The organism is Streptoalloteichus tenebrarius (assembly GCF_024171885.1).
GTDB lineage: Bacteria > Actinomycetota > Actinomycetes > Mycobacteriales > Pseudonocardiaceae > Streptoalloteichus > Streptoalloteichus tenebrarius.
Window position 1 is genome coordinate 49,256 of record NZ_JAMTCP010000038.1, and the last position, 17,074, is coordinate 66,329.

Below are 17,074 nucleotides of genomic sequence, written 5' to 3' on the forward strand. Positions count from 1 at the left end.
CCCGCTCCGGACCTTGGGGAGCGCAGATGCAGACCACCACCATCACCATGGGAGACGTCCAGTACCCGTACCGGCTGGGCACCGGCTGCGTCGACGGGATCGTCACCCGGCTCGGCGAGCTGGAGGCCAGCCACTACCTCGTGCTGTGCGACGCGACCGTCGCCGAGCTGTACGGCCACGACCTCGCCGCGCGGCTGCGCCGCTCGGCCGGTCCCGCCAGCGTCCTGACGCACCCGGCCGGCGAGGAGCACAAGGGCCTCGGCACGCTGGACACGCTCGCCGACGCCGCCCTCCACGCGGGCGTCGACCGGCGCGGCGTGGTCGTCGCCCTGGGCGGCGGCGTCACCGGCAACATCGCGGGCCTGCTCGCCGCCCTGCTGTTCCGCGGCATCCGCCTGGTCCACGTGCCGACGACCGTCGTGGCCATGCTCGACTCGGTGCTGTCGCTGAAGCAGGCCGTCAACGCGCAGGTGGGCAAGAACCTCGTCGGCACCTTCTACCCGCCGGTGGAGGTGCTGGCCGACACCGCCATGCTGGGCACCCTCCCGGTCAGGGAGATCCGCTCGGGCCTGTGCGAGGTCGTGAAGAACGCGCTGGCCATCCGGCCCAGCATGATCGACTTCCTGGCGGCCGAGCTGAGACCGGACGGGCGGTACGCCGACGACGTCCTGCGCTGGATGATCGACGAGAGCGTCGCGGCCAAGGCCCAGGTCACCGAGCACGACAAGTACGAGCGGCGCGAGGGCCTGGTCCTGGAGTACGGCCACACCGTCGGCCACGCGCTGGAGCACGCCTCGCACGGCGCGGTGTCCCACGGCGCAGGGGTCGGCGTGGGCATGGTCGCCGCGGCCGAGGTCGCCCGCCGGCTCGGGCACGTCGACGCCGACCTCGTCGAGCTGCACAGGGAGCTGGTCGGCAAGGTCGGCGTCGCGACGACGCTGCCGGCCGACGTGCCGACCGAGGAGATCACCTACCGGCTCGGCTTCGACAACAAGCGGGGCTACCAGCCGCTGCCCGCCGACCACTACGCCATGGTCCTGCTCGCCGACGTCGGCCAACCCCTGTACCAGGACGGGCTGCCGCTCACGCCGGCGCCCCGCGCCCTCGTGGACGAGGTCGTCCGGGAGCTGGCCGACGCCCCGTCCCGGATCGGGGCGTCCGTGGGTTCCGCCGGAGGTGCGTCGTGAACTCTCCGCTCAACCAGCCACCGCACAAGTCACTGAACGAGCCACTGGGCAAGTCACTGAACGAGCCACTGGGCAAGTCACTGAACGAGCCGCTGGGCAAGTCACTGAACGAGCCGCTGGGCAAGTCACTGAACGAGCCGCTGGGCGTCGCCGTGGTCGGCGCGGGGTTCATGGGAGGCGTCCACGCCGAGGTGTTCGCCGAGCACCCGAGGGCGCGGCTCGCCGCGGTCTGCGACCTCGACCGGGGCGCGGCGCGCGAGCTGGCGGGGCGGTTCGCCGTCGAGACCGTCACCGACGACCTCGACAGCGTCCTGTCCGACGACCGGATCGGGCTGGTCGTGGTGACGACGCCGAACGCCCTGCACGCCGAGCAGGCCGCACGGGCGTTGCGGGCCGGCCGGCACGTGCTGGTCGAGAAGCCCCTCGCGCTCACCTCCGACGAGATCCGCGGCCTGCTCCGACTGGCCGACGAGCGCGGACTGGTGCTCGCGCACGGCAGCAACTTCGTGCACAGCCCCAAGTTCCGGCGGGTCCGCGAGCTGGTCGCCGACGCCGACGCGTTCGGCCGGCCGCACCTGGCGCGGGTCGTCGTGCGCAACGGGGGACCGGACTCCGGGTGGTGCCTGGACCCGGCGCTCGCCGGCGGCGGCGTCCTGCTCGACCTCGGCTGCCACGCGGTCGAGATCTGCCGGTGGCTGCTGGGCGGCGCGGAGGTCCGCGCCGTCACCGCGCGCAGCCAGCGGGTGCGGCCCCGCGCCGGGCGGGTCGAGGACCAGGCGACGCTGCTGCTGGAGTTCGCCGACGGCGCGCTGGGCCAGTGCGACGTCTCCTGGGCCTGTCCCGGCGGTGAGGAGATCACGACCGAGGTGCTGGGCACCAGCGGTCGGGCCGGCGCCGACCTGTGGGCCGGGATGGGCGTGCACGCCTTCTCCGAACGGGGCTTCGCCAGCGTGTGGGAGCCGAACCAGGGGTGGGTCCGCCCGGAGTGGGAGTGGGTCAGGGCGAGCGGCTACACCCACCAGGACCACGCCGTGGTCGAGGCGGTCCTGGACGGCACACCCCTGCCGCACTCCGCCGTCGAGGCGTGGACCTCGGCCAGGGTGCTGGAGGCGGCGGCGGAGAGCGCGGCCACCGGCCGCACCGTCGAGCTGGCCCCGTCCCCGAACGGCCACCCTGTGCCCGACGCCGTCCGGGGAGGCGACCGTGTCCACTGAGGACAGTGACAGACCGGTGCGGCGGCGGGGCGGCGTGCTGGCGCTCACCCCGTTCTTCCTCTACCCCGAGTACCAGGACTGCTGGTCGGCCCGGTTCGACTCGATGGGCGGGATGCACCTGCTGGTGCGGGCGCTCGTGGAGGAGATGGCCGGCAGGGGCGTCCCGCACCGCGTGCTCACCATGGCCCCGCCCGGCGTGCCCAGGGACCTGGCCATCGCCCGCAACGTCACCGTCCACGCGCGACGCCTCCCGGTGTTGCCGATCCCGTCCCAGTTGGAGGGGTACTTCGGGCTGGTCGGGGCGTGGGCCAAGGGGAGCCTGCTGTGGGTCCTGCGGAACCGGAGGCGGCTGCGGCGGGAGATCTCCCTGGTGCACGCCCACTGCGACGGGTCGGGCTCGGCGCCGTTCTACGGCTGGCTCATCGCGCGGGCGCTGGGCGTGCCGCTGGTGGCGCAGATCCACTCCAGCCGGTTCCTGAGCCAGCACCCCACGACGTTGTGGGAACGGGTCACCGACCCGGCCGCGAAGTGGGCGGAGCGGTTCACCGTCCGCAACGCGGCGGCGGTGCTGATGCTCACCGAGAAGGCCCGCACCGAGATGCGGGACGCGGCGGCGCTGGACCCCCGGCGCGTCCACCGGCTGGCCTACCTGGCCAGCGACCGCTTCGCCGAGGGCGACACCGAGGAGCGGAGGACCGAGATCAGGCGGCGCTTCGGCCTGGACACCGGCCAGCCCGTCGTCCTCTACGTCGGGCGGATCGCGGCCGAGAAGGGCGTGGAGTTCTTCGTCGAGGCCGCCGCCGAACTGCGGCGGCGCGGGCGTAACTGCCGGTTCCTCGTCGCGGGGGACGGCCCGACCCGCCAGGAGATCGAGAAGCTGGCCGAGGACAGGGGCGTCGCCGACCGGATCACGATCACCGGTTTCCTGCCGCACGAGCTGATCCCCTCGGTGATGGCATTGTCCCAGCTCGTGGTCCTGCCCTCCCGGTACGAGGAACTGGGCATCGTGATCCTGGAGTGCATGAGCATGCGCCGGCCGATCGTCGCGCACGACGTCAACGGCGTGCACAAGCTCATCGAGCATGGCAGGACCGGGCTGTTGGTGCCGCCGTTCGACACGCCCGCGATGGCCGACGCCATCGAGGCGCTGCTGGACGACCCGGAGCTGCGGGAGCGGATCGCCGAGACCGCCGCCCCGCTGCCGTCCGCGAAGTACTCGCTGACCACGGCGGCGGACCAGCTCACGGACATCTACCGGGAGCTGGGCGTATGCGTCTGACCCTCCTCGCCCCGCACCCCGACGACATCGCGTTGTCCGTCGGGGGATGGCTGGCCGGTGTCGGCCCGCGCCTGCGTGCGTCCGGGTGGCGACTGGACCTGGTCACGGTGTTCAGTCGCAGCGTCTACGCGCCCTTCGCCGGGGACGACGCGCGGGACGAGGACGCCGTGAGCCTGCTCCGGCTGGCCGAGGACCTGCGCTTCGCCCGGTCCCAGCGGCTGCGGCCCTCCGCGCTCGGGCTGCCCGACTGCTCGTGCCTGGGCATGGACGACGAGTCGGAACTGGTGGCCCCCACGGCCACCGACCCACGCAAGTCCATTGTGGACGATGTTGTCGCTCGGGCGGTCGCGGGGAGCGCCGTCGTCGTCGCGCCGTTGGCGGTGGGCGGCCACGTCGACCACCGGCTGGCGCGCGACGCCGTCGCCGAAGCGCTCGGGGAGATCCCGTGCCTGTGGTACGAGGACCTGCCCTACGCGCTCGACGACGCCGTGCCCACTCCGCGCTCCCCGGTCGACGGGCGGACGCTGCGCCCCTGGCCGGTGCGGATCACGGCCCAGCTCCCTGCCAAACGCGCCGCGCTGGCCTGCTACCGGTCCCAGATGAGCGACACCGACATCGGGGAGGTCCTCAACTACCGCCCCGACGGCGGCGCCGAGCCCGTCGAACGCCTGTGGACCTCGGCCGACCTGCCCCCGGACCTCGCAGGGACCCTCGGCCTGGTCGACCAGGACACCCCCTCACCCCACCTCATCCCGGTCAACCTGGAGGACAAGTGACCTCGGAACTCGCGTTGTTCGGCGGCACACCCGTGCGCACCGAGCCCTTCCCCGACGGCCCCCGCTTCCGCGAGCGGGACCTGGAGCGCATCCGGGAGGTGCTGGAGTCCGGCAGCCTCGGCGGCATCCCCTTCCCGAACCGCACCCACCGGGCGTTCGCCGAGCAGTTCTGCGGCCGGCTCGGCGCCCGGCACGGCGTGCTGGTCGCCAACGGCACCGTGAGCCTGTCCGTGGCCCTGCGGGCCCTCGGCGTGCACGCCGGTGACGAGGTGATCACCACCGGCTACACGTGGATGGGCACGGCCGCGTCCATCGTGCACATCAACGCCGTGCCGGTGCTCGTGGACATCGACCCGAACACCTGGTGCATCGACCCGGCGGCCGTCGAGGCGGCCATCACGCCCAGGACCAGGGCGATCGTGCCGGTGCACCTGGCCAACCAGATCGCCGACCTCGACGCGCTGCTGGAGATCGCCAGGAAGCATGACCTGGTCGTGCTGGAGGACTGCGCCCACGCGCACTTCGCCGAGTGGCGCGGCCGCTGCGTCGGCACGCACGGCGACGCCGGCAGCTTCAGCTTCGAGAGCAGCAAGATCATGACCTCCGGCGAGGGCGGATTCCTGGTCAGCGGGGACGAGACCACCCACCACCGGGCCATGTCGCTGGTCAACTGCGGGCGCAAGGAGGAGGGCTACGACTCCTTCGAGGGCCGCATGCTCGGCTGGAACAACCGGGCCACCGAGTTGCAGGCCGCCTTCCTCATCGGACAGGTCGAACAGCACGACGAGCTGCACGCCCAGCGGAAGTCCAACGTGGAGCTGCTGACCAAGGGGCTCACCGAGATCGGCGGCTTCACGCCGGTCGGCGACGACGACCCCAGGGTGACGCGCCGGCAGTACTACGAGGTGCTCTACCGCTTCGACCCCGAGCAGTGGGCGGGCGTGCACCGCGACCGGGTGCTGGAGGCCCTGCTCGCCGAGGGCGTCGAGTTCGAGGGCATCACCTTCTACCCGCCGCTGCACCGGGACTCGCTGTTCACGGTCAGCGCCGAGGACTGGCCGATGATCCGCGACCGGTACGGCGACCGCATGGGGCCGGAGGACTTCCACCTCCCGGTCTCCGAGCGGGCCGCCTACGACGAGTCGGTGTGGGTCCACCACTCCCTGCTCACCGGCCCGGCCACGGACGTCGACCAGATCCTGGAGGCCGTGGCGAAGGTCCGCCGCAACGTCGACGCCCTGCGCTGACCCGACAGCGCCGTTGGGTCGCTTTCCCGACCGCACGATCCGACCGGACGGAGGCGCCGTGAACCCGACGAGGCAGGACCTTCGGACCGATCCCCCGCGCCACGGCGACGGCCTCCACGACGCGGTGGACCTGTTGCGCAGGGCCATGGCGCTGGTGCTCGCCCACACCGACCAGTGGGACGCGCTCGGCGCGGCGAGCGTCGCGGCCGTCGAGGCCGCGCTGGAGATGGTCGCGGCCAACGCCGGGACGGCCACGGGGAACGGCGCGGCGCCCGCGCCCGCCGGACCCCGAGGCCGGCGGACCGAGGACATCCAGCGGGCCGTCGACAGCGCCAGGGCCGCGGTCGTCGCGAGCACGTTCGCCCTTCGCGAGGCGGCCGATGAGGAACGCCGCCGGCGGCAGACGCCTCCGCCGCGCGCGGGAGCCTGACCGGGGCCCGCGCGGGAGCCTGACCGGGGCGCCCGCGCGGGCGTCTGACACCACACCGCGCCCGGCGCGGCCGACCAGCCGCGCGCCGGGGGTGCGGGCGAAGCGCCACGCCCGCACCCCCGGCCCTCCCGCCCTTTCCCCGCAACCCTTTCCCCTCTTCCTGTGGCTTCTCCCCGACACTCCTTCCTCGGACGGCGCCGACGCGGCGCGCTGGGCGCCAGATGGGACGTGGACCCGTGCGTGTTCTCCGGCTCACCCCGTTCTTCCACCACGACTGCGTCACCTCGTGGCCGGCCGAGTTCGACGCGGTCGGCGGGATGCAGTTGCAGATCCTGCGGCTGTCCCGCGAGCTGGCCCGGCGCGGCGTGCGCCAGCAGGTGCTCACGCTGGGCTTCCCCGGCCTGCCCCGGGTGCGGGTCGACTCGCCGAACCTGGTCGTGCGGATCACCAGGGCCCCGCTGCCCCGGCTGCGGTCGGAGCTGACCGGCCTGGTCGGGCTCAACCAGGCGTGGCTGGTCGCCGCGCTGGCCGCGTGCGTGCGGCTCAGGCGCACCTGGCGCCCCGACCTGGTCCACGTGCACGCCGACGGCCAGCTCTGGGCGTTGCTGGCGGGACCGGCCGCGTCCCGCGTGCTCGGCGTGCCCTACTGCGTGACGCTGCACTGCTCGCGCCTGTCGGTGTACCAGCCCATGTCGTGGATCGACCAGCTCCAGCACCGGCTGGTCGTCGCGGCGGAGAAGTGGGCGCTGCGCGGGGCCTCCGGCGTGTCGACCCTGACCGACCGCACCGCGTCGGTGGTCGCCTCCGCGCTCGGGGTGGGCGCGGAGGACGTCGACGTGGTCCCCGACTCGGTGGACACGTCGTCCACTGTGGACAGAGCAGAGGGGCGCGTGCTGCTGGAGAAGCTGGGCGTGCCGTCCGACCACGAGGCCGTCGGCTACGTCGGCCGCGTCGCGCACGAGAAGGGCTGGCCCGACCTCGTGCGCGTGGCCGGCGCGCTGTCCGACCGGAAGGCGACCTTCCTGGTCGTCGGGGACGGGCCGCAGAGCGGGCGCATGCGCGACGAGGTCGCCGCCGCCGGCCTGTCCGACCGGTTCCTGTTCACCGGGTTCCTGCCCCATCACGACATCCCGGCGGTCATGGCCGGTCTGGACGTGCTCGTGATGCCGTCGCGGCACGAGGAGCTGGGCGGGAGCGCGCTGGAGGCGATGCTGGCGGGAACGCCCGTGGCCGCCTACGCCGTGGGTGGGCTGCGGGACACCGTGGGCCACGTGACGCCGTCGCTGCTCGTGCCTCCCGGCGACGTCACGGCGCTCGCGGAGGCCGTTCGTGGTGTGCTCGACGACCCGCGGCCCCACCGCGACCAGGTGGCGGCCGGCCGTTCCTGGCTGACCGACCTCTTCGACGGCGGTGCCGCCGCGCGTCGGGTGATCGCCCACTATGAGCGTGTCCTCAGTGGAACCGCCCGTCTCCGCCCTCAGGAATAGGACGGTGTGTTTCGTACTCCGATCTCACCGACGTTTCCTGTGGGTTCGCGGTCTCCTACTGCGCCGACACCGCCCCTCATTCGAGACGGAGTGCGCTTCTGTCCGGATGTCAGTCCGGCTCCAGACTCGTCGCGCTCGCCGCGTGGCGGACCACACGCGCCTTGGTGATCGCCCATGTCGTGCACATCGGCATCTCTGTCGCGCTCGTGACTGGGTCGGGAGGCTGGAACGCCATCGCAGTGAACGGACACAGTCGACGAGTAGGGGAAGAATCCGTCGCCCCGGTCATCCGTGAGTCCTCCCGGGCGGCTGTCGGCACAACGAGGCGGCGTTCGGTGGGGCGCGGTGTGCGTCGGGTGGTCGCGCACCACGAGCGTGTCCTCAGTGGAACCGGGCGGCCGCGCTTGAGTCCCTGATGACGCCGCTGACCGCGTCAACCAGTCCACCTCGACACCGGAACCGTCCACTCCGAACGGTCCGAGTGGCGCAATGCCCAGACCCGGGCCACTGCCCCAGACGGATCACCGGCGTGGCGCACGGGCGCATTTAGCCGGCCAATCGTCACCAAGGACGTGGTGACCCCGCCCCGCAGCACCTACCTTGCACCCTGAGCGGACGCCCTCCGGCTGCCCTGGGCGGACGAGAAGTGGATGGGAAGTGCCGTGGAGACGGGCGCTGGCGGACGATTGGGCGTGTTGTTCGCCGGTCTGTTCCGGATCGTCACCGACACGGCCGACCACTGCCGGAACCGGTTGTTGAACCTCTTCCGCGGCCATCACGTTCCGGCGGGTCGCGCTGTGCCACGCCCGTCTTGGCCTTAACAGCACCCTGGTGATCACGCAGGCCTCACCTGTGGGCGTTCCTTCGCGCCGGAGGCGGGCGGTAGTGGTCGGCTACGAGGTCAAGCCCGCGCGACCCGGCAGGGGGAGAAGGTATGCCGGCCTGTGTTTCGTTGCTGACGAAACACAGGCCGTGGTCCAGCAACTCGTCTATGCGGGGCCGGTGGCCCCACCGGGACCGCTGGCCCCGTCCGGACGTCAGGACCTCTGATGCCTTCTGGCTGTCCGCTCAGGAGATGTCGGCGCGGACCAGGGCGGCGGCCTGCTCGGCCGACCCCTCCGCCGCCTCCGCCGAATCGCCCACCGTGATCACCGCGCCCAGGATGCACGACTTGAAGTCCACGGGTGGCTGGGTGATCTCGGCGCCCACGGGTTGCTCGATCACCAGGTGGCGCACGCCGGGCACGCGGCAGGCGTCGTCGAGACCGGCGTAGCCGGTGAGGGTTCCGACCCGGTCGGTCAGGATCTTGCGCACACACGCCCACAGGGGCGGCCCGGCGGCGTCCAGCGGGGGACGACCGGTCGCGACCCGGATCGCGTTCTCGACGAACGACCGGCCGGTGGCCAGCCCGACCAGGTGCGAGGCGATGAAGTCCCCGCCACCCCTTGCCCCGATCTCCACGAGTCTCACCCCGCCGTCCGGGGCAACCATGCATTCCAGGTGGAAGGCGCAGTCGTCCAGCCCCAACGCGGACACCACGTCGGCCGTGAGCCGGTGGACGGCGTCGAGCCGGTCGGCGGGCAGCGCGCTCGGGTGCAGGTGCGCGAGTTCCAGCCGGAAGGGCTCGGTCGTGCGCTTGTCGATGACGCCGACGACGTGGATCTGTCCACAATGGACGAATCCCTCGACACTGTGCTCCGTGCCGTGCAGGAACTCCTCGTAGATCAGCTCGTGGCGGGTCTCCGTGGTCGCCGTCAGGTCCATCAGCCGGTCGAACGCGGGACGCAGGCCAGCAGGGCCGTCGATCACGAAGATGCCCCGGCTGCCTGACGAGGACGTGGGCTTGAGCACGGCGGGGAAACCGACCAGCTCCACCGCGCGCGACAGGTCCGACCAGTCGGTGACCCGCGCGAACCGGGGGACCAGGTGCGGGTGGTGTTCGGCCACCGCCTCCCGCATCAGGTACTTGTTGCGGGCCAGCCGGGCCGCGCCGGGGGAGACGCCCGGCAGCCCGAGCCGCTGGGCGATCCCGCTGACCGTGGTCACGTCGCGCTCCGACCAGCCCAGCACGGCGGCGATCCGGTGTTCCGCCGCGATCTCGTCGACCGCCGCGTGCACCGCCGCCTCGTCCCGGGTGTCCAGTCGCACCACGGTCCGCACGATCCCGCGAGGTAAACCCTCCGGCACCGCGTCGGCGAGCAGTGCGACGCCGTAGCCGAGGCGGTGCGCGGCCTCGAACACCGCACCCCGCTCCAGATGCGTGCGACGGACGTTGACGAAGACGACGAGTTCGTTGTTCACCAAGGTTCTCCGAGGGAAAGGCGAGGGTGTGGGCGGGCCGTGCGCCGACCCGCCCACACCCTCCTGGATTCAGCTCGCCGACCGCGTCGGCAGGAGTTCCGGGGCCGTGGCCGCGACCGCCGCCGTGTTCCGACGCGCCACCGCGACCTGGGCGATGACGATGCCAGCCAACATCACCACCGAGCCCACCATCTGCACCGCGCCGAGCCGCTCGCCGAGCACCAGCATGGCCAGCACGCCGCCGACCACGATCTCCAGCGTCGCGACCAGGCTCGCCGACGTGGGCGGGATCGACCGCTGCGCCGTGACGCTGAGCAGGATCGCGCCCGCCATGCCGACCAGCCCCACCCAGAGCGCGAGCAGCCACACCGGCACGTCCACCCCGCCGACCGCGCTGACCTCCCCGAGGACGTGGAACGGGAACGGGGCCACCACCCCGGCGAGGGTGAGCGCGACCGCGCCGAGGCAGGTGCCCCAGGTCGCCATCACCAACGGGTCGTAGTCCCGCAGCCCCCGTTCCGCCAGGAGGAACCGCCCGGCGAGGGTGGCCGCGGCCAGCAGGCCGAACAGCACGCCCACGCCGTCCAGGGCGAACGACGTCCACACCTGACTGATCAACGCCAGGCCGCACAACGCCACCGCGATCCCCACCCACAGCAGGCCGGAGAGGTGCTTGCGCTGCACGAACCGCACCCACAGCGCCACGAGCACCGGCGACAGGTACTCCAGCAGCAGGGCGATCCCGACCGGGATCCGGGACAGGGCGACGGTGTAGACGACCTGGTTGACCGCCAGCGTCACCACCCCGTACAGCACCACCAGCCACCAGTCACCCGGCCGGATCCGCAACCGCCCCCGCCGCAGCAGCAGGGCCGCCGTCAACAGGGCCAGCGCGCCGACGACCGTGCGCACCTGGATGACGTTCACCGGGGACAGCTCGGTCCTGGCGAGCAGCTTCAACGCGGGGGCCGAGCTGCCCATCGCCACGGCCCCCGCGGCCCCGAGAGCCAGGCCGAGGGCCAGGCTCCCGGGCCGGGAACGGGACACCATCACCGGACCCGCCGCGCCACCACGTCGGCCAGCGCCCGCGCGCCGCGCCGGAACGCCTCCAGTGACAACGCCTGGAACGGCAACCGGAGGAACAGCGACCCGGCGGGCAGGCGCTCGTCGGGGAAGAACGCCGATCCCCGGGAGAGCCGCACCCCGGCCCGCTCCGCCGCGGCCAGGAACTCGGCCTCGGTCAGGTCCGACCGCACCAGGGCGCTGACGAAGTACCCGCCGCCGGGCTCGGACAGCAGCCCGTCGCCGAACGCCTCCCGCGCCGCCTCGACCGCCGCGTCGTGCCGAGGGGCCAGGAAGGTCACGGCCCGCTGGATCGACCGCTCCACCAGGCCGTCCTCCAACGCGCGCGCCGCCACCGCCTGCGCCAGCGGCGACGCGGTGAGGTAGGTGCCCTCGGCGAGTTCCGCGAGCTGGACCATGGTGTCGGCGTCGCCGATCGCGTAGCCCACCCGCAGGCCGGGGCTCAGCACCTTGCTCAACGAGCTGATCGTGAGCACCCGGTCCGGGGCCAGCTCGGCCAGCGTGGGCGCCGCCGCGCCCCGGTACCGCAGCCGCCGGTACGGCGTGTCCTCCACGATCAGGAACCCGTACTGCCGGGCCAGACCCACCAGCGCCCGGCGCTTCTCCTCGCTCATGCACACGCCGGCCGGGTTCTGGAAGTCCGGGATGGTGTAGAAGAACGCGGGCGTGTGCCGCGCCACCAGGTCCCGCAACTGGTCCAGGTCCGCGCCGTCGCCCCGCAACGCCACGCCGGTGACCTGCCCGCCGTGCCGCTCGAAGATCTGCCGGGCCCGGTCGTAGGTCGGGGCCTCGGTCAGCACGGACCGGCCGAACCGGCCGATCAGGTGGCGGGCCAGCAGGTCCAGCACCTGGAGCGACCCGTTACTGACGAAGATCCGGTCGGGGTCGACGCCGTGGTGCCGGCCGAGTTCGGCGCGCAACCGCTCGTCGCCCCGGTTCCGGCCGATCGGCGCGTACTGGAAGACCGCGACCGGCGACTCCTCCAGCACCTGGGTGGTCAGCTTGGCCAACTCGTCGACCAACAGCACCTCGGCGGGCGGGACGCCCCTGGTGAACGGGACCAGCTCACTCGTGTGATCTGCCATGGATGCGTGACCGCCATTTCCGTCGTGAGAGTCCTCTGTGGACTCATGAGGACTCGTGGGGACTCGTGGGGACTCGTTGGGGGACTCGTCGGGACTCGTCAGGCGAGACTCATCGGAGGGACTCGTCGGGGAGGAAACCGGGCGCGCGGGCCACGAACTGCCCGCCCAGCTCGGAAACCGAGGACACGCCGAGCTGGCGCAGCGCGTCCCTGACCTCGACGTCGAACACGTCGAGCACCTGCTCGACGCCCTTCTGGCCGTTCAACCCGAGGCCCCAGAGGTACGGCCGGCCGACGCACACCGCGTGCGCGCCCAGCGCTAGCGCCTTGACCACGTCCACACCGGACCGGACACCGCCGTCCACCAGCAGGGTCCGCCCCCTGGGCAGGACCCGGGCGATCCGGTCCAACGCCACCAGACTGGGCAGTGCCCCGTCGAGCTGGCGTCCGCCGTGGTTGGACACGATCACGCCCTCGGCGCCCAGCTCCACGCAGCGCAGCGCGTCCTCCGGCCGCAGCACGCCCTTGACCAGCACCGGGAGCGTGGTCAGCGACCGGATCCACGCCAGGTCGTCCCAGGTCACCGGCAGCCGGTCGAGGCGGCCGCTCGCCGGCGCGGCCCCGTCGAGGACGCCCAGGGCGCGCAGGGTGCCGTAGTCCACGTCGTCCGGGAGCCGGAACCCCGCGCGGCGGGTGCTGATCCGGCGCGCGCTGTACGACGCGTCGACCGTGACCACCAGCGCCGTGGCCCCGCCCCGCTCGGCCAGCTCGACGGTGGCCGCCACGTCCTCACGGGAGCGGTACCCGTAGAGCTGGAACCAGCTCAGGCCGGGCGCCTCCGCCGCGATCTCCGGGAACGCGTGGTGCGTGTCCGTGCTGACGATCGAGAGCACGTCCCTGGCGCGGGCGGCGCGGGCGGTGGCCAGCTCCGCGTCGGGGTGCACCAGGCGCTGGGGACTCGTGGGCGCGAGCACCACCGGCGACGACACGGTGCGGCCGAGCAAAGTCACGGACGTGTCCGGCTCGCCCGTCGACGTGCGCACCCCGCGCGGGAGCAACCAGATCCTGTCGTAGGCGGCGGCGTTGTCGTCGATGGTGCGGTGCGTTCCCGCCCCACCCGCGACGTACTCCCAGATGGCCCGGTCGGTCCGCTCGCGCCAGCTCCGCTCGAAGTCCGGGATGGTCACCAGCTCGTCCACTCCGACCTCCCCGGCGCTCACCACAGGCCTCGGATGGTCGCCATCGACGGGACGACCCGGCCGCCGCCCATCATGTGCTGGACCGTCCTGGGGATCGCCCGCACCGAGTAGAACCGCCGCAGCCACCGGTCCTGGCCGTCGTAGCGGGGGGTGAACCCGGAACGCCCGTGCGCGGCGACGTTGTTGTCCACGATGACGCAGTCGCCCGGCTCCAGGACCACGTCGTGGCAGACCTCCTCCAGCGCCTGGGTGAGGCGGACCAGGGCGGCGCGCCCCGCCGGCGTGGTGGAGAAGGTGTTGTGCGAGTTGAACCGCAGGAACGGCCGGTCCTCGTCGCCGAAGATCACCGGGTGCGGGCCGACCGGCGGCAGCTCGCCGCCCGCGGCGCGGGTGAACGAGGTGGGGTAGTTGCTGAGGAACCACAGGCCCCGCAACGTGGCCACGGTGTCGTCGTCGAGCAGCGCGAGCGCGTGACGGACCGAGGCGACCCTGGTCGCGGCGACCCCGAGGTGGTCCTGGCGCAGGCAGAGCAGGCCGAGGTAGTCCGGGCGCAGCGGGTGGTGGACGTTCTCGGTGTGGAAGTCGAAGGCCACCGACCCGGAGTTCTCGATCCGCGTCTCGTCGCCCGGCACCGGCTGCACCTCGTGCACCAGCCGCCCGTCCTTCTCGTCGGCGTAGCCGACCATCGTGCCCAGCGTCTCCGCGACGAGCTGGAGCGTCGCCGAGGTGGGGTGCGCGTCGAGCGTCGTGGGCCGGCCGTCGGTGTGGGTCGGCGGGATCTCGCCGATCTCCAGCCCGCGCAGCAACAGGAACCCGTCGACGCCGGCGTCCGCGGCGAAACCGCGGATCGCGGCGTCCAGCCCGCCCAGGTCGGGTCGGGCGGACTCCGGGGCCGCGCCTTCCTGGCCCCGTCCACCCGCAACCCGCTCCGAGTGCTCCCACAACCGGATTCTCTCGTCCTCAGGGACGTGGTACAGGGGAATCGTGAGCGCCGAGGACATCTGATTTCCTCCACTGTCGGTCCTACCGTGCGGCGCGAACGTATCGGCGGTCGATTCCCGTCGGCTTTCGTCGCGATTTCGACGGCGCGGGTCCCTGTTCCGTCGACATCGAAAAAGCGCGTCCCCGCGTTACCCGGTGGTTTCTCTCCCGTCGACGCACACGATAACCGCTCCCCAGGTGGCGGCGATTGAAAATTCGCCCGCCGTCGCGCAACATGGTTGCGTGCCTCGTGACGGGAAGGTCCTCGACGACGTCGACCACCGGTTGCTCGCCCTGTTGCAGGAGGACTCCGGGCGCACGCTCGGCGCCCTCGGCGAGCTGGTGGGGTTGTCGGCGAGCGCGGTCCAACGCCGGGTGGAGCGGTACCGCGCCAGCGGGATCCTCGCCCGGTACGTGGCCGTGCTGGAGCCCCGGCGCGGCCTCGACGTCCTGCTGGCGATCTGCCTGGTGACGCTGGAGCGCGAGTCCGGCCACGCCCACGAGGAGTTCCGGCGCCGGCTGCTGGCGGCGCCCGAGGTGCAGCAGCTCTACAACGTGTCCGGGGACTCCGACTATGTCGTCGTCCTCGCCACCACCGGGATGGCGCACCACCGGGAGGTCGCCGACCGGTTGCTGAAGGACGCGCCGAACGTCCGGCGCTACTCCACCCTGTTCGTGCTCGACCCGGTCCGGACCGGCTCGGCGTTGCCGACGCGGCGTGAGGGGGAGGACTGATCCGGCGGGTCAGCCGGCCGCGCGAGCGTGTGGCCGACACCCGCGCGAGACCTGACGGACGGTCTTCCCGCTGGTGAGGGCGGGCTTGCTGGGCTTGTGGCCCTTCTGCGGGTCGCCCCGCGCCGCGTCCCGGACCGCGGCGCGGGGGTCGTGTCCCGCCTGGTCGTCAGTTCCTGATCGTCATCCGTGGCCCGGCCGCGTCCCCGCGCGCCCAATTCGCGTCAACAACGGTCGTCGGTCCGGAGGCGTCGGTGCCGCCCGGTGGCGGGAAAACTGTCGTGAACATTGCAGGCGGCGGCGGACACGCATTACCGGCGCGTCCCGGCTCCGTTGATCTTCGTTTCCCGGGGGAACACGCGGTGGTCGGTTCGCCTCACCTGAACGGGCCATGGACACCCAACAATCGACAAGTATCCTGTCCGTGGCACGCTGAAACGCGGGCGAAACCTGGGGGAAGATGTCGGGATGATCAGTTTCAGACTCATTGGGGCGCCGCGCGTCCACATAGACGGAAAACCGTTGCCGATTTCCTCCCGACGCCAGCGGGTGGTGCTGGCGTCGCTGTTGTTGCGCCCTGGCGAGGTGGTTCCGGTCGGCACGCTCGCCGAGGCGGTCTGGCCGGAGCGGCAGCCCAAGAACCCGGAGAACCAGATCGCGATCTGCGTCCACGAGCTGCGGCGCCGCTTCGCGGACCGCGGCGTGACCGGCGGCCTGATCGTCACCGAGTTCGGCGGGTACTCGGTCCGGGTGGCCAGGGAGTCGGTCGACCTGTTCGCCATCCGGGCCCGCGCCGCCAGGGCCGACGAGCTGGAGCGGGCGGGGCGCCCGCACGAGGCGGTGGAGCAGTACCGGACCGCGCTCGCGGGGTGGCACGGCACCCTGTTGCAGGGGCTGGACGTGCCCGCGCTGGAGCCGGAGGTCCTGTGGTGGCAGGAGAAGCGGCTGGAGGTGTCCGAACGGTGCCTCCGGCTGGAGCTGGCGCTGGGCCGCCACCGCGACGTGCTCAGCGAGCTGGCCGCCCTGGTCGCGGCCCACCCGGTGCGGGAGAGCCTGCGCGGGATGCTCATGACCGCGCTCTACCGGTCGGGACGCCAGGTCGAGGCGCTCCAGACCTACCTCGCCGCCCAGAAGACCCTGCGCACCACCGTCGGCATCGACCCCTCGCCGGCGCTGCGCTCGCTGTACCTCGACATCCTCAACGACACCGTCCCCGGCCCGCGCGCCGACGCGTCGCGCTGTCTCGTTCGTTCCTGTTGACGACGTCACGCCCCCTGACGCGCGGAGACGGCGACGCTGAGACGGCGACGCTGAGACGGCGACGCTGAGACGGCGACGCTGAGACGGCGACGCTGAGACGGCGACGCGGGTAACCAGCGACGCGGGTGACCTGACCACGTCGAGCACTGTCCACTGTGGTCGAATGAGTCCCGCTCCCTCCTGTGGCGCACCGGCCGCGCCCTCGCCCTCTCCCTCGCCCCGTGCCGCGCCTCCTCGTCGTCGGACGAGAGCGGCCCACCTCCCGACGCGTCGCCCGCTGGGACCGTCCAGCGGGCGACGCGTCGGCTCGGCGTGATGCCTCGACCGGGACGGGAGACGCGTCCCGCCCCGATCAGGCGTCACGGAGGTGAACTGTCCACTGTGGATAGAATAGGGAGTCCCGTGCGAGGCACGGCGCGGAGCGCGTCGCCCACCGCGGGGTGCAGGAAGGTGTAGCCGTGGCGTTCGAGCGCGGCCGGGACGGCGCGTTGGCCGGTCAGCAGGGTCTCCGCGGCCTCGCCGAGCACGGCCCGCAACGCGAACCCGGGGACCACCCACGGCGTGGGGCGGCGCAGCGCGTCCCCGAGCGCGTGGGTGAACTCGGTGTTGGTGACCGGAGCTGGCGCGGTGAGATTGACCGGCCCGGACAGGGACGGGTGCTCCAGCACGAACCGGATGGCGTTGACCTCGTCGTCCAGCGAGATCCACGACAGGTACTGCCGGCCGTCGCCCCACCGGCCGCCCAGGAACGCGGAGAAGAGGGGACGCAGCCGGCCCAGCGCCCCGCCGGACGGGGACAGCACGACGCCGCTGC

General features: G+C 72.6%; 15 protein-coding genes. 9 read left to right on the forward strand and 6 right to left on the reverse strand.

Going from position 1 to position 17,074, the window contains the following annotated elements:
* The first annotated feature begins 26 nt into the window (after window positions 1–26).
* The 7 genes from LX15_RS24945 (at window position 27) to LX15_RS24975 (ending at window position 7,620) form a co-directional block, all read left to right on the forward strand.
* Window positions 27–1,187 carry a 2-deoxy-scyllo-inosose synthase gene (locus tag LX15_RS24945; protein ID WP_253672093.1) on the forward strand — a complete coding sequence of 387 codons (1,161 nt, stop codon included), beginning with the start codon at window positions 27–29 and terminating at the stop codon, window positions 1,185–1,187.
* A complete protein-coding gene (locus LX15_RS24950; protein WP_253672094.1) occupies window positions 1,184–2,401 on the forward strand; it encodes a Gfo/Idh/MocA family protein in 1,218 nt (405 codons plus the stop codon). Before LX15_RS24945 ends, LX15_RS24950 begins: the two co-directional genes overlap by 4 nt.
* Window positions 2,391–3,680, forward strand: a complete 1,290-nt coding sequence (locus tag LX15_RS24955) for a glycosyltransferase family 4 protein (protein ID WP_253672095.1) — start codon at window positions 2,391–2,393, stop codon at window positions 3,678–3,680. The genes LX15_RS24950 and LX15_RS24955 overlap by 11 nt, the downstream gene beginning before the upstream one ends.
* Window positions 3,671–4,456: a PIG-L deacetylase family protein gene (locus tag LX15_RS24960; RefSeq protein ID WP_253672096.1), complete on the forward strand. Its 786-nt coding sequence runs from the start codon at window positions 3,671–3,673 to the stop codon at window positions 4,454–4,456. Before LX15_RS24955 ends, LX15_RS24960 begins: the two co-directional genes overlap by 10 nt.
* Window positions 4,453–5,703, forward strand: a complete 1,251-nt coding sequence (locus LX15_RS24965) for a DegT/DnrJ/EryC1/StrS family aminotransferase (protein WP_253672097.1) — start codon at window positions 4,453–4,455, stop codon at window positions 5,701–5,703. The genes LX15_RS24960 and LX15_RS24965 overlap by 4 nt, the downstream gene beginning before the upstream one ends.
* A 58-nt stretch (window positions 5,704–5,761) precedes the next feature.
* On the forward strand, window positions 5,762–6,133 hold the full coding sequence (locus LX15_RS24970; protein ID WP_253672098.1) for a hypothetical protein: 372 nt from the start codon (window positions 5,762–5,764) through the stop codon (window positions 6,131–6,133).
* A gap of 236 nt (window positions 6,134–6,369) precedes the next feature.
* Window positions 6,370–7,620 (forward strand): glycosyltransferase family 4 protein, encoded by a 1,251-nt coding sequence (locus LX15_RS24975; protein WP_253672099.1) that lies wholly within the window; start codon window positions 6,370–6,372, stop codon window positions 7,618–7,620.
* Window positions 7,621–8,688: 1,068 nt separating this feature from the next.
* Here the strand turns inward: LX15_RS24975 and LX15_RS24980 are convergent.
* From LX15_RS24980 to LX15_RS25000, 5 genes are all read right to left on the reverse strand, one after another.
* On the reverse strand, window positions 8,689–9,921 hold the full coding sequence (locus tag LX15_RS24980) for an ATP-grasp domain-containing protein (protein WP_253672100.1): 1,233 nt from the start codon (window positions 9,919–9,921) through the stop codon (window positions 8,689–8,691).
* Window positions 9,922–9,990: 69 nt separating this feature from the next.
* Window positions 9,991–10,971: an EamA family transporter gene (locus LX15_RS24985; RefSeq protein WP_253672101.1), complete on the reverse strand. Its 981-nt coding sequence runs from the start codon at window positions 10,969–10,971 to the stop codon at window positions 9,991–9,993.
* The gene (locus tag LX15_RS24990; protein WP_253672102.1) at window positions 10,971–12,089 is read right to left on the reverse strand and encodes an aminotransferase-like domain-containing protein; all 1,119 of its coding nucleotides are present in this window, start codon (window positions 12,087–12,089) and stop codon (window positions 10,971–10,973) included. The genes LX15_RS24985 and LX15_RS24990 overlap by 1 nt, the downstream gene beginning before the upstream one ends.
* A gap of 109 nt (window positions 12,090–12,198) precedes the next feature.
* The gene (locus LX15_RS24995) at window positions 12,199–13,308 is read right to left on the reverse strand and encodes an alpha-hydroxy-acid oxidizing protein (RefSeq protein WP_253672103.1); all 1,110 of its coding nucleotides are present in this window, start codon (window positions 13,306–13,308) and stop codon (window positions 12,199–12,201) included.
* Window positions 13,305–14,288 (reverse strand): TauD/TfdA family dioxygenase, encoded by a 984-nt coding sequence (locus LX15_RS25000; protein ID WP_253672104.1) that lies wholly within the window; start codon window positions 14,286–14,288, stop codon window positions 13,305–13,307. The genes LX15_RS24995 and LX15_RS25000 overlap by 4 nt, the downstream gene beginning before the upstream one ends.
* Before the next feature lie 223 nt (window positions 14,289–14,511).
* On the opposite strand from LX15_RS25000, the gene LX15_RS25005 reads away from it, so the two are divergent.
* Both LX15_RS25005 and LX15_RS25010 read left to right on the forward strand, forming a co-directional pair.
* Window positions 14,512–15,003: an Lrp/AsnC family transcriptional regulator gene (locus tag LX15_RS25005; RefSeq protein WP_253672105.1), complete on the forward strand. Its 492-nt coding sequence runs from the start codon at window positions 14,512–14,514 to the stop codon at window positions 15,001–15,003.
* A 519-nt stretch (window positions 15,004–15,522) separates the two neighbouring features.
* Window positions 15,523–16,260 carry an AfsR/SARP family transcriptional regulator gene (locus LX15_RS25010; protein ID WP_253672106.1) on the forward strand — a complete coding sequence of 246 codons (738 nt, stop codon included), beginning with the start codon at window positions 15,523–15,525 and terminating at the stop codon, window positions 16,258–16,260.
* Between the two features lie 359 nt (window positions 16,261–16,619).
* Here LX15_RS25010 and LX15_RS25015 read toward each other — a convergent pair.
* A partial coding sequence (locus tag LX15_RS25015; protein WP_253672107.1) for a DUF1731 domain-containing protein occupies window positions 16,620–17,074 on the reverse strand: 455 nt, incomplete at its 5' end.